12 protein-coding genes and 1 pseudogene are annotated in these 13,956 nt (G+C 50.3%); 8 read left to right on the forward strand and 5 right to left on the reverse strand.

Annotated features, from left to right (window positions below; translation table 11 throughout):
- The 5 genes and pseudogenes from O71_RS01770 to O71_RS01790 all read left to right on the forward strand — a co-directional run.
- Nucleotides 1-1,106, forward strand: a 1,106-nt coding sequence (locus O71_RS01770; protein ID WP_007652568.1) for a DUF2851 family protein, incomplete at its 5' end; no start/stop codon positions are given.
- Nucleotides 1,103-2,446: a hypothetical protein gene (locus O71_RS01775; RefSeq protein ID WP_007652570.1), complete on the forward strand. Its 1,344-nt coding sequence runs from the start codon at nt 1,103-1,105 to the stop codon at nt 2,444-2,446. The genes O71_RS01770 and O71_RS01775, both read left to right, overlap by 4 nt.
- A 40-nt stretch (nt 2,447-2,486) precedes the next feature.
- Nucleotides 2,487-3,122: a NeuD/PglB/VioB family sugar acetyltransferase gene (locus O71_RS01780; RefSeq protein ID WP_007652573.1), complete on the forward strand. Its 636-nt coding sequence runs from the start codon at nt 2,487-2,489 to the stop codon at nt 3,120-3,122.
- 225 nt (nt 3,123-3,347) lie between these two features.
- Entirely contained in the window at nt 3,348-4,316 is a 969-nt protein-coding gene (locus tag O71_RS01785) for a rhodanese-related sulfurtransferase (RefSeq protein WP_007652575.1), read from the forward strand.
- A gap of 72 nt (nt 4,317-4,388) precedes the next feature.
- Nucleotides 4,389-5,241 (forward strand): annotated as a pseudogene (locus O71_RS01790) (nucleoside phosphorylase).
- 308 nt (nt 5,242-5,549) lie between these two features.
- Here O71_RS01790 and O71_RS01795 read toward each other — a convergent pair.
- Together O71_RS01795 and O71_RS01800 are read right to left on the reverse strand one after the other, a co-directional pair.
- The gene (locus O71_RS01795; protein ID WP_007652577.1) at nt 5,550-5,849 is read right to left on the reverse strand and encodes a hypothetical protein; all 300 of its coding nucleotides are present in this window, start codon (nt 5,847-5,849) and stop codon (nt 5,550-5,552) included.
- A gap of 101 nt (nt 5,850-5,950) precedes the next feature.
- Nucleotides 5,951-6,961, reverse strand: coding sequence for an acyl-CoA reductase (locus O71_RS01800; protein WP_007652579.1), 1,011 nt, complete (start codon nt 6,959-6,961; stop codon nt 5,951-5,953).
- A gap of 108 nt (nt 6,962-7,069) precedes the next feature.
- Here O71_RS01800 and O71_RS01805 point away from each other — a divergent pair, with 108 nt between their 5' ends.
- The 3 genes from O71_RS01805 (at nt 7,070) to O71_RS01815 (ending at nt 10,952) form a co-directional block, all read left to right on the forward strand.
- Nucleotides 7,070-7,420 (forward strand): 4Fe-4S dicluster domain-containing protein, encoded by a 351-nt coding sequence (locus O71_RS01805; protein WP_007652581.1) that lies wholly within the window; start codon nt 7,070-7,072, stop codon nt 7,418-7,420.
- A 77-nt stretch (nt 7,421-7,497) separates the two neighbouring features.
- A complete protein-coding gene (locus O71_RS01810; protein WP_007652584.1) occupies nt 7,498-8,070 on the forward strand; it encodes a pentapeptide repeat-containing protein in 573 nt (190 codons plus the stop codon).
- A gap of 254 nt (nt 8,071-8,324) precedes the next feature.
- Nucleotides 8,325-10,952, forward strand: coding sequence for a valine--tRNA ligase (locus tag O71_RS01815; RefSeq protein WP_007652586.1), 2,628 nt, complete (start codon nt 8,325-8,327; stop codon nt 10,950-10,952).
- A gap of 59 nt (nt 10,953-11,011) precedes the next feature.
- On the opposite strand, the gene O71_RS01820 is transcribed toward O71_RS01815, so the two are convergent.
- The 3 genes from O71_RS01820 to O71_RS01830 all read right to left on the reverse strand — a co-directional run bounded on the left by O71_RS01820 (nt 11,012) and on the right by O71_RS01830 (nt 13,740).
- A complete protein-coding gene (locus O71_RS01820; RefSeq protein WP_007652587.1) occupies nt 11,012-11,608 on the reverse strand; it encodes a hypothetical protein in 597 nt (198 codons plus the stop codon).
- Nucleotides 11,609-11,659: 51 nt separating this feature from the next.
- A complete protein-coding gene (locus O71_RS01825; protein ID WP_007652589.1) occupies nt 11,660-12,175 on the reverse strand; it encodes a hypothetical protein in 516 nt (171 codons plus the stop codon).
- A gap of 188 nt (nt 12,176-12,363) precedes the next feature.
- Nucleotides 12,364-13,740 carry a dihydrolipoamide acetyltransferase family protein gene (locus tag O71_RS01830; RefSeq protein ID WP_007652591.1) on the reverse strand — a complete coding sequence of 459 codons (1,377 nt, stop codon included), beginning with the start codon at nt 13,738-13,740 and terminating at the stop codon, nt 12,364-12,366.
- Nucleotides 13,741-13,956 lie beyond the last annotated feature (216 nt).

Genomic DNA, 13,956 nt, shown 5'->3' on the forward strand with positions numbered 1-13,956 from the left:
TTCACCTGCGTGGCTCCGACTGGCGACGGCACCAGCACCAACTCGACTTCAAGTATAACCAGGTGGTGCTGCATGTGGTATGGGAAGCTGACGAGGCGGTAAAACGTACTGATGGCACTTTTATACCTACGCTCGAACTGAAAGACCGCGTAAATACTGCCCTGCTGCAAACCTATGAGCAACTGCGGCGGGCACCCTTTGCTATACCTTGCGCCGGCTTTTGGCCACAGGTGCCTGACATCACCAAAACCATGATGCTGGGGCGTGCCCTTACAGAGCGACTGGAGCTAAAAGGGGAGGAGGTGCTGCAGGTATACCATCAGCTTGGCAATGACTGGGAAGCCACCGCTTTTCAGGTGCTGTGCAAGGCCTTTGGCTTTAAGATCAATCAGGATCCTTTTGAGCGGCTGGCCCGGGCACTGCCGATGCAGGTGGTGCGCAAGCATCAGCACGACTTGTTCCAACTGGAGGCACTGCTGTTCGGGCAAGCTGGTTTTTTGGAGGAACCAACAGACGAATACAGCACCACGCTTGCCAAAGAGCATACCTACCTGAGCCGTAAGTATAACCTGCAGGAGCAGGCGATGCAGCGGCACCACTGGAACTTCCTGCGCATGCGGCCTGCCAATTTCCCGACCGTGCGATTGGCGCAACTCGCTGCACTGCTTCATAAATACAAAAGTCTGTTTTCCACGATCATTCGCACCGAGGGCGTCAGGAACTACGATGCACTGTGGCAGGCGCCGGTATCAGCTTATTGGCAAAAACATTATACCTTTGGAGCGGAGTCAAAGGCGGTGCAGGTGCAACTGGGCAAATCGAGTGCGCAGAATTTGACCATCAATGTGGCAGCACCCTTGTTGGCAGCCTACACCGTGCATACAGATCAGCTCGAGCACCTCGACAAAGCGGTGGACCTGCTTGAAAAAGTGAAAGAAGCCAGCAACCGTATCACACGGCAGTATGAGGAGCTGGGCTGGAAAGCTGCTTCCGCCGCTGATAACCAGGCTGCCCTCGGACTCTACAAACGCTACTGCCAGCCAGTCAACTGCCTGCGCTGCGCCATTGGCAACAAGATTATGAAGCAAAATCTACCAACTACGTGAGTATACTGATTTACGGCCTGAACCTGCTGGTGCTGGCTGGGCTAGTTTGGTGGCTCTGGAAACAGAACTGGAACACCGGATTGCGTCCTTATTTTTTCCCGACGCTTCTGCTTAAGCTTGCCTGCGGGCTGCTGATTGGGGTATTGAGTTTTTATGTATTCGACAAAGGCGATACACAACTCTATTACAAGCGTGCCCTTATGATGACCGACCTGGCGCAAGAGCAAGGCATAGGCATTTACCTGCAATACCTGTTCTTTAATGATCCTACGGGTACACCGCTACAGGAGCTGCAAAAGCCTTTCTATGAGAGTGCCTGGAACATGCCCCGGCTGCTTAGCATGCCCATGCTGCTGACCAATAACAATTACTACCTCAGTTCGCTATACCTGTCGCTGTTTAGCTTTGCCGGGTTGTGGTTTTTTGTTAATGCGCTGGCCCGGTATTTCCCAACAACAGCTATACCTGCCGTCGTAGCTTTTCTGGTATTTCCATCTGTGGTTTACTGGTCTTCGGGTGTACTGAAAGAGAGTGTGCTGATGGGTGGGATGGGACTGCTGCTGGGCAGTAGCCTATACCTGCTGTTCGGAAAGCTGAAGCGCAAACCCGTGCTGTACCTATTGCTGGCGGGGCTTGGCCTATACCTGATCTGGCTTGTGAAATACTTTGTGGCGGTGGCCCTTGCGCTGACAGTGGCTTTAGCGCTGCTTCTTAAACTGATTTTCTACAACCCGAAACTGGCACATATCCACTGGCTTATGAAGGGACTTGTCTTGCTCGTGTTGTTCTCAGGTATAGCCTGGCTCGGTACGCAATTGAATCCCAATCTAAACCTGGAGACCCTTCCGGATGTGGTTTATGGCAATTACCAGGTCAGTTTGCTGGCCTCGCAGGGCAAACCCCGTATCGACTTCCCTTTCCTGGAGCCAACTTACCTGAGCTTTGCGCTACACTCCCAGCTGGCTTTTATTGGTATGCTGTTCCGGCCTTTTATCTGGGAGGTATACAATGTGCGCACCTTTGCAGCGGCTCTGGAAAATACCCTGTTGCTAGTGCTGGCCTTCGGCTTCCTGCGCGACCTGTTTGAGTCGGGACGTGTAAAGTGGCGCTATGGCTACCTGCTTACGGCGGTGCTCGTTTATGTATTTGTGATGGGCGTATTGCTGGCGTACAGTATGCCGAATCTGGGCACACTCAACAGGTATAGAGTAGTCGTGCTGCCCTTTGTGGTATACCTGCTGCTGCTCTGTAAAACCAATAGCGAGCTGCTCCGCTACCTGCTGCCTGTTCGTCAGCCGCAGCATGAAGAAGACGAGCCTGCACAAATCGCTGCAGATTAGCACTAATCTTCGTACCTTTGCACCTTATTTGAAATAGGCTATGCAAAATCCGGTAATTATACTTGGTGCCCAAAAACTGGGTACGGCAGCTCTCGATATATTCAACAGCAACAATGTGGTCGTGTATTGCTTCCTCGACGACAGCAAGGACCTGCAGCAGCAGGAACTCAACAATGTGTCGGTGATGAGCAGCACAGAAGACAGCGAGTTCCTGAAACTGATCGGCAAAAAATGCGACGTGTTTGTGGCCGTAGAGGATTCCGCCGCCCGCAAAGGTCTCATCAAAATGCTCAAAGATGAGTACAAGGTAGTACCTGTCAACGCCATCCATAAATTCAGCGCAGTATCAGAATTTGCCTGGCTGGGCCATGGTAACATGATCGGAGCAGGAGCTATTGTAAACAACAATGCCAAAGTAGGCAACTACAACGTGATCGAGTCGCGTGCGCTGGTTGATACCAAAGCCGAGATCGGTGACAATGTGCAAATCGGTGCAGGTGCTGTCATCAATTCCGAGGTAATCATTGAAGACGGTGCTTTTATTGGCACAGGCGCTGTAATCGTTTCTGGTGTGAAGATCGGCAAGAACGCCCGCGTAGGTGCCGGCTCTGTGGTAGTAGCCAACGTGCCTGCCAAAGCCACCGTGTTTGGTAACCCAGCCGCGCCGGTTAAGTAAACTTTTTTGCCGGCATCTGCTGTTGCAAAACTGACATAGGTCATTTTTAGGTATAGCAGCAGGTTTTACCTTTGCTTTTAAATCTTTGAATGAGTGAATTCGTGATGGAGTAATTGGGAAGTATAATCCTGTTAATCTTTCCTGAAAATCCTTGGGGTAGGGGTCCTATATAAAGATTCAGACAATCAACAATCAATTTTAACACTTAGCTGAAACTAAGCAGTTATGAACAAACCATACAGCATATTACTGTACTACTGCTACACACCGATAGCAGATCCTGAGGCGTTCCGGGAGGAGCACCATTTACTTTGCCTCGAGCTGAACCTGCTCGGCCGTATCATCATTTCCAAAGAGGGCCTCAACGGCACCGTGTCTGGTCTGAAAGAAGACTGCGACAAGTATATGGAGATCGTGAAAGCCGACCCACGCTTCGCTAAGGTGGACTTTAAGGTAGACGAGTCAGACAAGCACGCATTTGCCAAGTTGCACGTGCGCACCAAAGCTGAGATCGTTCACTCCGGTCTCCTGTACATCGACCCGAATGTGCGCACAGGCATACACCTGGAGCCGAAGGAGTTCAAGGAAATGAAAGACCGCGACGACGTGGTAGTGATGGACATGCGCTCGGATTACGAGTACAGCGTGGGCCGTTTCAAAAACGCCGTTACCTTGGACATTGAGAACTTCCGTGAGTTTCCGGAAAAGATCGACGCCTTGAAAGAAGAACTGAAAGGCAAGAAAATCCTGACCTACTGCACAGGCGGTATCAAGTGCGAAAAAGCCAGTGCCTTCTTACTGGAGCAAGGTTTTGAAGACGTGTATCAGCTACATGGCGGTATCATCAAGTACGGCAAAGAGGCCGGCGGCGAAGACTTCGAGGGCAAGTGCTATGTGTTCGATAACCGCGTTGCCGTGGATGTGAACTCTGTGAACCCTACGGTGATCTCCAAATGCCACGTATGTGGCACCGTGGAAGACCGCATGGTAAACTGCGCCAACCCGGTGTGCAACCTGCACGTGCCGATCTGTGAGAAGTGTGGCTGGGAACTGGAAGGCGCCTGTTCCACTGAGTGCAAAGAGCACCCGGAAAAGCGGCCGTACGACGGCACAGGCTACTACCAAAAGAACCTGAATGGCTACAATCCATTAAAAGGATTCAACCGTCGCAAGACTTCTATCGTATCTAAGTAAGTATTCTCTAAAGCTCAGAAAAGCGTGCGCCCTACAGCCACGCTTTTCTTTGTTTCTAACGTAACCAATCCTATGGCAATTCCAGAATCAGAACTGATCATCAATAAGAACGGCACTATTTATCACCTCAACCTGCAGCCAGAACATATTTCAGACACCATCATTACGGTTGGTGACCCTGATCGTGTGCCTATGGTGAGTAAGTATTTTGACGAGATAGAGGTGCAGATTACCAAACGGGAGTTTGTAACGCATACTGGTTACTATAAGGGCAAGCGTATTACGGTCATCTCGACAGGTATGGGAACGGATAACATCGATATTCTGATGAATGAACTGGATGCACTGGTGAACATCGATTTTCAATCACGTGAGCCGAACGAGGAGAAGATTTCTCTGAAGATCGTACGTATCGGCACTTCTGGTTCGTTGCAGTCTGATATCCCGCTGGGTAGTCACCTGGCCTCGCACCACGGTATCGGTCTGGACTCGCTGATGGAATTCTACCCGCTGGAGCAGGACGAAAATGAGCAAAGTATTACCAAAGCGCTGCAGGAGCAATTAGGTGTGGGTTTCCGTCCATACTGCGTAAATGGCTCCAAAAGCTTGATCGACAAGATTGCATTTGATATGATTCCTGGAAACACGCTAACTTGCCGGCTTCTACGCCCCGCAGGGACGCGTGCTGCGTGGCGGATTGCGCAATCCTGACCTGCTGAAGGTCTACCAGGATTTCAAGGTATGCGACTTCCGTATCACCAACTTCGAAATGGAGACGGCCGGCTATTATGCCATGGGCCGTCTGTTGGGCCACGAAATGTTATCGCTCAACGCCATCGTGGCTAACCGCATTTCGCAGGAGTTCGCTACCAACGCCGAAGAAGTGATTGACAGCCTGATTGTCAAGGTGCTGGATAGGATTTAAGGAGTTAGTGATTGATTAGTTTAGTGAATGAGTGATTAGCATTTGTAGGGACAGGTTGCGACCTGTCCGAATAGTACACGCTATACCTTTTACAATCACTCTCCAATTAATTTGACCATAAGTTTTTTGTAACTGGCTAGAGCTAGTGCGGAAATCATTGCCGTGCTTATTGATAAAAGCGAGTCTGTGACTCACGTAAACCAAAACAGCCCGCAGCGGAGTCTTATCTTCGTGTGCGGGCTGTTATGCTTTTGAATTGTTTCGCCTACAGGTATAGCTGCAAATCGGTTGAGTAAGTTGTCGTACCATTAGCTGTTCTCAATCTTAAGGATAGATTTTAACGGCAGAAACGTTCCCGATTTCAATAGCACAAACTTGTCGTCATAGCACCAAACGGTAGTTTCCACTTTCTTTACATCGCCATCCTCCGTGCAGAAGGTAATGATCGCTTTGTTACGGTAGGCGTTGCCTAAAATAGTGGCGCGGTTGGCCTCGTAGTTGCGTATACTGCGGGCCGTGGGGTCCTTCAGCACATCCTCCTGGCCGAAGTGGAGCATCGGAATGCGCTCCTTCTCAATTAGACTGGCTCTCTTCTCGGTCCTCTTCATAGTCGTAAAATTTAAGTGTTGGCAGGTGTATAACCACAAAACATGCCACACTAATATTTTGGTTCTAGGAAGGAGGCGATTTTAATAGCCTAATGCTATACCTACAGCTTCTGCAAAAACGCCATGGTATCTACACCATCTGCATAATCCCATGGCATTGGGCATTGGGCATCGCCAAAAGGTATAGAGCCCTCTAGCCAGCTGTGGGCAGATACCACGCATTGGGTTTTATCCTTTACGGCAGCCAGTTTGTGGCGCAGGTCAGGCAGGGACGTGAAAGTCTCGTAAAACAGCACCGAGATAGGCGATACCAAGTTCTCGCTAGGCTGAATCAATAGGAAACCGTTGTCGAAGTGCGGTACGCGGTTAACCAACAAAATCGACTTGTTATAGTCGTAGTTGTTCTGGTACTTGTGGTGGTCCAGAATGGTTTTATGGTGCTCATTAGCTTCGTACAGTTTGTCGAAGGTATAGCCTACCGGTACGTATACCTTGGAGACGTTACGGCAGCCCAGCCCATAGTACTGGAAAATATCGTTGCCCAGGGCATGTAGCTCTTCGGTCTCTTCGTAGCCTGTCAGCACGCCGATGCTGGTGCGGTTCTTCCGGATGATGTGCGGGCGCTTGGCAAAATAGTATTCAAAGTAGCGGGCCGTATTATCGGAGCCAGTCGCAATAATAGCATCAGCTTCCTTGAGCATGTCCACGAACTCGAACTGGTTGGCAAAAGCAGGTTCTATACCTACCAGCATGCTGGCGAGGCGGCGCATTAGCACATCGTCATCCGAACTCAGCTTAGCCAGCAGGAAGTGCCCGCTCAGCAGCACCGACATAAAATCGTGGAAACCGACCATCGGAATATTGCCGGCCATGACGACGCCAACCTTTTTCGGTGTAACCTGTTTGAGGTGGTAAGGGTAAAGCCATTCACGGAGGTATTGCTCATTGAGCAGGGTGATTACACCCTGAAGAGCGGCAGAAACGCTGGCCTCGTCGAACCAAGGGTTTTTAGCTTGTGCAACAAAAGACAGGGCCTTGCGCTCATCAGGCGTCATATCCTGCAGTTGCTTCCCCAACTTCACGAAAGCTTCGATTCTGTTCTCTAATGTCATGGCAAACCGCTGTGTTAAAATTTATTTGATACGGATACTTAATGTTCCTAATTTTGTTCGGTAAATAAAGCGATACAAAAGTACTAAAAATATACAGGAGATACGATTATGGCGATAATGATCACTGATGAATGTATAAACTGTGGCGCCTGCGAACCAGAATGTCCGAACACTGCCATATACGAAGGCGGAGCGGAATGGACCTGGGGCGGTGGCACGGAGCTCAAAGAAGTAGAGATCGATGGTGGTGAGATCATCCCCGGCGATGCGGCACAGCCTCCTATTTCGGACGAGTTCTATTACATTGTATCAGATAAGTGTACAGAGTGCATGGGCTTCCACGAGGAACCTCAGTGTGCCGCTGTCTGCCCGGTGGACTGCTGCGTCGACGACCCAGACTACCGCGAGACAGAAGAAGAGCTATTGGCGAAAAAAGACTGGCTGCACCAGGCCAGCTAGGTATAGCCAACACCAACAGCACAAAAAACCTGTCTTTCACGGCAGGTTTTTTTATTTCATCTTTACAAGCTATACCTATGGAAGAGCAACTACATCAGGATAAAACGTTCGAAAAAATCACATACCCAGGCAAAGCCATCAAAGGGCGTGAGTTCGAGGACTGTGTGTTCAAAAACTGCGATTTCTCTAACAGTGATTTCTCCAACAATCGCTTTACTGACTGCCAGTTTATAGGCTGTAACCTGGCCATGCTGAAGCTGAGCAACTCAACGCTGAACAACGTCACGTTCAAAGAGTGCAAGCTCACAGGCATCAACTTCAACGAGTGCGAGGAGTTTCTGTTTACGGTTGGTTTTGAGAGTTGCCTGATGGACTATACCTCTTTTCTGCGCCGAAAAATGCCCAAGACCCACTTTATCGATTGCTCTCTCAAAAATGCGGTATTCGAGCAAGCCAATTTAACCAAGGCCAGGTTTGATAACGCAGATTTAGCGGGTGCCATGTTTGAGCGAACTAACCTTAACGAAGCTGATCTGGTCACAGCCTACAACTACATGATCGATCCCGAAGTCAATAACATCAAGAAGGCAAAGTTCTCACAAAGTGGTCTGATTGGTTTACTGACCAGGTATGATATCCGGGTTGAGTAGGGTGTGGAGAAAGCCCTCTATGTTGTTATATAAGAATTAAAGTATATCACTGTCATTGCGAACTTTCGTGAGGAACCTGGATTCTTGAAGTGGTAGGAATCTTTCAGATTTATCCCGATGGCCGAAAAGTCATAAAAGGATTAAATCGGCAAAATCAGGTATAGCACACAACAATCCACAATTAGCAATCAACAATTAACGTAAAATCCCTAATTTTGCCTTTTAGCGCTATTAGCAGAAAAAACTAGTTTACGATGTCGATTTCAACGAAATATAATCCCAGAGAAGTAGAAGAGAAGTGGTACAGCAGCTGGATGCAGCGCGGCTTCTTCCGTTCTACGCCTAACCCGAAAAAGGAACCTTACACCATCGTGATTCCGCCGCCAAACGTAACGGGCGTACTACACATGGGCCACATGCTCAACAACACGATTCAGGATGTGCTGATTCGTCGTGCGCGCATGAAGGGTAAGGAGGCTTGCTGGGTACCGGGCACTGACCACGCATCTATCGCCACTGAGGCTAAAGTGGTGGCTATGCTCAAGGAAAAAGGCATTAATAAAGCAGACCTGACCCGCGAGGAGTTTCTGAAGTATGCTTGGGAGTGGAAAGAGAAATACGGCGGCATCATTCTGGAGCAGCTGAAAAAACTGGGCGCCTCCTGCGACTGGGACCGTACCCGCTTCACAATGGAAGACGACATGAGCGCGGCCGTAATCGAAGTGTTTGTGGACCTGTACCGCAAAGGCCAGATCTACCGTGGTGTGCGCATGGTAAACTGGGACCCGCAGGGAAAGACAGCTCTTTCAGACGAAGAAGTGGTGCCAAAAGATACCATGGCCAAGATGTATCACCTGAACTACGAAGTAGTGGGTGCTGCAGAGCCGACCTATATCACCGTTGCGACTTCACGTCCGGAAACCATTATGGCAGACGTGGCCGTGGCTGTGAACCCAAATGACGAGCGCTATACCCACCTGCACGGCAAGTCTGTGCGTATTCCTTTGCTGGGAAAAGAGATTCCGGTGATTCTGGATGAGTACGTGTCGATTGAGTTCGGTACGGGTGCCTTGAAGGTAACTCCTGCGCATGATCTGAACGACTACGAACTGGGCCAGAAGCACCAGCTGCCGACCATCGACATCCTGAATGATGACGGTACGCTGAACGAAAAGGCGCAGCTATACGTGGGGCAGGACCGTTTCGCGGCCCGTCGCAACATCGTAAAGGACCTGCAGGAAGCTGGTTTGCTGGTGAAGATAGAAGAGTATGCGAGCGTACTGCAGACTTCTGAGCGTACAGGTGCTGTAATTGAGCCGCGCTTGTCGATGCAGTGGTGGTGCAAAATGGACAAAATGGCCAAGCCGGCCCTCGATGCTGTGATGAATGATGAGATTCGTCTGCACCCGCCGAAGTTCAAGAACATGTACCGCTCCTGGATGGAGAACGTACACGACTGGTGTATTTCACGTCAACTGTGGTGGGGACAGCAGATCCCTGCTTACTACCTGCCGGATGGCTCGTTTGTAGTGGCAACTTCAGCTGAAGAGGCGCTTGAACTGGCACGCAAGCAGAGCGGCAACGACAACCTGCAAGCTGAAGACCTGCGTCAGGACGAGGACGTGCTGGATACCTGGTTCTCTTCCTGGCTGTGGCCAATCTCGGTGTTCGACGGATTTAAAGATCCGGATAACAAGGACATCCTCTACTACTATCCGACCAACGATCTGGTAACAGCTCCGGAGATTCTCTTCTTCTGGGTAGCCCGTATGATCATGGCCGGATTTGAGTTCCGCAATGAGCCGCCGTTCCGCAATGTATACCTGACCGGTATCGTGCGTGATACGCAGGGTCGTAAGATGTCGAAGCAGTTAGGCAACTCGCCAGATCCGCTCGACCTGATCGACCAGTACGGCGCTGATGGTGTACGTGCCGGTATGTTGTTCAGCTCACCAGCTGGCAATGACCTGCTGTTCGATGAGAAACTAGTGGAGCAGGGACGTAACTTCAGCAACAAAATCTGGAACGCATACCGTTTGATCAAAGGCTGGGAAGTGGACGAAAACCTGCCATGCCCGAACGAAACGGCCATGGCTTGGTTCGACTCCCGCTTCAACGAGGCATTCGTACAGATCGAGGATCACTTCACGAAGTTCCGTATTTCGGACGCCCTGCTGGCGGTTTACAAACTGGTATGGGACGACTTCTGCTCGAGCTACCTCGAAATGATCAAGCCTGCCTACCAGCAGCCGATCGACAAGCAGACGCTGGATACAACCATTGTATACCTGGAGAAGGTGCTGAAAGTGCTGCATCCGTTTATGCCGTTTATTACAGAGGAGATCTGGCACGACCTGAAAGAGCGTAAAGAGAAGGAATACCTGATCGTTTCTGCCTGGCCGAAGCAGGACAAGTTTGATAAACAGCTCAACGAGAAAATGGAGAGCGTGCTTAAAATCGTGGCTGCTATCCGCAACATCCGCAACTCGAAGAACATATCGCCTAACAAGTCGCTTGATCTGGCCATTAAAGTGATGAACCAGGATGGCTACGAGGACTTCATCAGCATCATCCGCAAGCTGGCGAACATAAACGAAATTTCGCTCGTGCAGGAGAACGTAGAAGGCGCCATCAGCTTCGTAGAGGCTGGCGACGAGTTCTTCATCCCAATGGAGGGCAATATTGACGTGGAAGCTGAGCGGGAACGTCTGCAGAAGGAGCTGGAGTACACCAGAGGCTTCCTCAACTCAGTTGTGAAGAAGTTGAGCAACGAGCGTTTCGTAAGCGGTGCCCCGGAAGCGGTAATCGCCAACGAGCGCAAGAAGCAAGCCGATGCCGAAGCCAAGATTCACGCCATTGAGCAGAGCCTGGCCTCACTTTAAGGTATAAGCTTTGATAAATATGGCAGCGGCCGTTCTCGTGAGGGAACGGCCGCTGTTGTTTACTCCTTACTCAACCCTACCACTAACTGATCCAATTCATCCTTTACTTTCGGCATGATATCACTCAGTCCCAGTTTTTTCTTCGGGTACATAAGTTCCACGTGGCGGTCATCGATTTTATATTCGAGTAAGCCTTGCTCATCCTCCGTGAGATAGTAGAGTTTGATCAGTGCATCTGCGGTAGAAACAGCGTAGGTACGAAACTTGAAATTGTTTTGGATGCGCTGTTGGGTAGGGGCTCTGTCTTCCAGATAGCGTTGCGTTACGACTGTGTCAAGTGCTATGGTGGTTTCGATCTGGTGTATGGCTTTGATGTTACCCTCGCTGAAACGCCAGGTCTGCACATGGTGCTTACCTTGCTGCCGGGCGCTGTATTTGCTTTGCGAAAGGTTGATACTTGCCATGACATAGAACAGTTCCAGGTCGCTTTCGACGGTCCGCATGGAGGGGCTCAGCGTAGCATTGTCGCTGATGAAGACGGAGGTGTTGGCAAGAATCCTGGCATCTTTGCTAAGGTCCTGGCTCAACTGCAAATTGCTGTCCTGACTGAAGATCAAAGAAAAGAGTATAGGAAACAGGAGCGTAAGTGGCGTCATAGTGCTTTGGGTTTATACCTGTTTTCCTATACTCAAATATCGTGCAGAAGGCTACAATGCCGAGCTATCCACTACACGCCACGTGATATTTCCGTTGTTTACTTCGTAGCGTAAGATCATGTAACCGCCAATGTGCCCGTCTTCATAATAAGCCATGGCATAGCGGTCGTTCAGGATGCGGCTGTCGCGAATGGTCATCGTGCCGCCTACTACGCCTTCTTTAGGTATAAGCTGACCTTGCTTGCGGCTCAGGTCGTTCATCAGGTCTACTTCGGGGTTGCGCAGGCCTTTTTTACGCAGCTTCTGGATGTCGCTTTCACTCAGGCTGCCCATTTCGTCCACAAACTCCACACCGCTCGGAGGAACTACACTCATGGTATCAGGCGGCAGCATCATGTCTTCCAGCGAATCCGCTTCAGCTTCTTCCTGCTCCAGTTGCTGACCGGTTTCAGCTAATTTGTTGTCGGCTATGCGCAAGCGGCTTTCCGCGTCATTTTTCTTCCAGTAGAAATAAACAGCTGCAAAAAGAAAAATGGCAGCCAGAATCCAGGCAATGGCAACTCTCATAGTTTTGGAAATGGTTTATACTTCCACATAAACGGAAGCGGGATAAAACAGATGTATCAATATTAGTAAAAAGGTATGTTTAATGCTATACCCACAAAAAAGCCCGCCCCAATTTCTGAGGCAGGCTTTCTGTTTATATCGGAAGTCTTCTGTCCTTTGTCAAAGAAGCTCCTTTGTCGTGATACGTATTAGATCGTCTGGTTCACATCGAAGTTCTCGAGGTAATCAGCCACACGGCGCACGAACATGCCACCCAGTGAACCGTCTACTACGCGGTGGTCGTAGGAGTGCGACAGGAACATGAAGTGACGGATGCCGATCAGGTCGCCCTCTGGCGTCTCGATTACGGCAGGCTTCTTCTTGATAGCGCCCACGGCCATAATGGCCACTTGCGGCTGCATGATGATTGGGGTGCCCATCACGTTGCCAAAAGAGCCTACATTTGACACGGTATAAGTGCCGCCTGCCAGGTCGTCTGGCGTCAGCTTGTTCATACGGCCACGGTTGGCGAGGTCGTTTACTTTCTTCGTCAGGCCGTTCAGGTTGAGTTGGTCGGCGTTCTTTATGTTCGGCACGATCAGGTTACCGCTTGGCAGAGCCACAGCCATACCGATGTTGATGTCTTTGTGGCGGATAATGTTGCCACCGTCCACAGACACGTTGATCATCGGGAAGTCTTTAATCGCTTTGGCAATCGCGTCGATGAAGATCGGGGTGAAGGTCAGGTTCTCGCCTTCGCGCTTCTTATAGTCGTTCTTCCACTTATTTCTCCAGTTCACGATGTTGGTCACGTCGGCCTCTACGAAAGAAGTCACGTGTGGCGATACGCGCTTGCTGTCCACCATGCGGTCGGCAATCATTTTGCGCATGCGGTCCATCTCAATGATCTCCACATTGCCGCTGTAAGAAGCAGCTGGCTTGGAGGCGGCAGGAGCGGCTTGAGCCTGTGGCTGAGCAGCCGGTGCCGTAGCGGCCTGCTGTTGTAGAGCTGCGGCAGGAGCTTGTGCTTGGGGCTGGGCTTGTGGGGCGGCAGCTTGCTGCGGTGCGTTTTTGCGGCTCTCTACGTATGTCAGGATGTCTTTTTTAGACACACGGCCTTCTTTGCCGGTACCTGGAACGTACTCCAGTTCCTGCATCGAGATGCCTTCTTCGCGGGCAATATTAAGCACAAGCGGAGAGTAGAAACGGCCAGAAGCTGGCTGGTCGAGTTTGGCTACAGCAGCGTCAGAAGAAGCGGCTGCAGGCTGCGAAATTGCCTGAGCGGCTGGTGCAGCAACTGGTGCTTCAGCAGCGGCCGGAGCAGCAGGAGCGGCAGTATCTTCGCCGTTGGTAGAGATGATGGCAATTGGGGCGCCTACGGCTACCACATCACCTTCCTGTACCAGTATCTCCTTCAGCACGCCGCCCTGGATGGCAGGTACTTCCGTATCCACTTTGTCTGTAGCTACTTCCAGCACCGATTCGTCTTGCTCGATGGAGTCACCCACGTTTTTGAGCCATTTCAGAACGGTACCTTCCATGATACTCTCGCCCATTTTGGGCATAACCATTTCTACAAGTGCCATATTTTATTTATTCGTTGTTCTATTAAGGGACAGTTTTTTGGGCCGAAAGACACAGAACAGCAAAGCCACGCTATACCTGGCGACCCGAATTTGCAAACAAAGTTAATGATTTTAGCCTATTCCTCAACCGCTATATTCAAACTTTGGCGTACGAGGTTGAGCACGGCCAAGCAGTATACTCAATATTGAGCTGACGGTTTTTTGTTGTATTGCAAA

The organism is Pontibacter sp. BAB1700, from assembly GCF_000277005.1.
GTDB lineage: Bacteria > Bacteroidota > Bacteroidia > Cytophagales > Hymenobacteraceae > Pontibacter > Pontibacter lucknowensis.

What these genes read in the sequence shown, in the direction of transcription:
- O71_RS01780 (WP_007652573.1), top strand. Translation starts at nt 2,487, where the DNA reads ATGCAAAATCCGGTAATTATACTTGGTGCCCAAAAACTGGGTACGGCA.
- O71_RS01785 (WP_007652575.1), top strand. Translation starts at nt 3,348, where the DNA reads ATGAACAAACCATACAGCATATTACTGTACTACTGCTACACACCGATA.
- O71_RS01795 (WP_007652577.1), bottom strand. Translation starts at nt 5,849, where the DNA reads ATGAAGAGGACCGAGAAGAGAGCCAGTCTAATTGAGAAGGAGCGCATT.
- O71_RS01800 (WP_007652579.1), bottom strand. Translation starts at nt 6,961, where the DNA reads ATGACATTAGAGAACAGAATCGAAGCTTTCGTGAAGTTGGGGAAGCAA.
- O71_RS01805 (WP_007652581.1), top strand. Translation starts at nt 7,070, where the DNA reads ATGGCGATAATGATCACTGATGAATGTATAAACTGTGGCGCCTGCGAA.
- O71_RS01810 (WP_007652584.1), top strand. Translation starts at nt 7,498, where the DNA reads ATGGAAGAGCAACTACATCAGGATAAAACGTTCGAAAAAATCACATAC.
- O71_RS01815 (WP_007652586.1), top strand. Translation starts at nt 8,325, where the DNA reads ATGTCGATTTCAACGAAATATAATCCCAGAGAAGTAGAAGAGAAGTGG.
- O71_RS01820 (WP_007652587.1), bottom strand. Translation starts at nt 11,608, where the DNA reads ATGACGCCACTTACGCTCCTGTTTCCTATACTCTTTTCTTTGATCTTC.
- O71_RS01825 (WP_007652589.1), bottom strand. Translation starts at nt 12,175, where the DNA reads ATGAGAGTTGCCATTGCCTGGATTCTGGCTGCCATTTTTCTTTTTGCA.
- O71_RS01830 (WP_007652591.1), bottom strand. Translation starts at nt 13,740, where the DNA reads ATGGCACTTGTAGAAATGGTTATGCCCAAAATGGGCGAGAGTATCATG.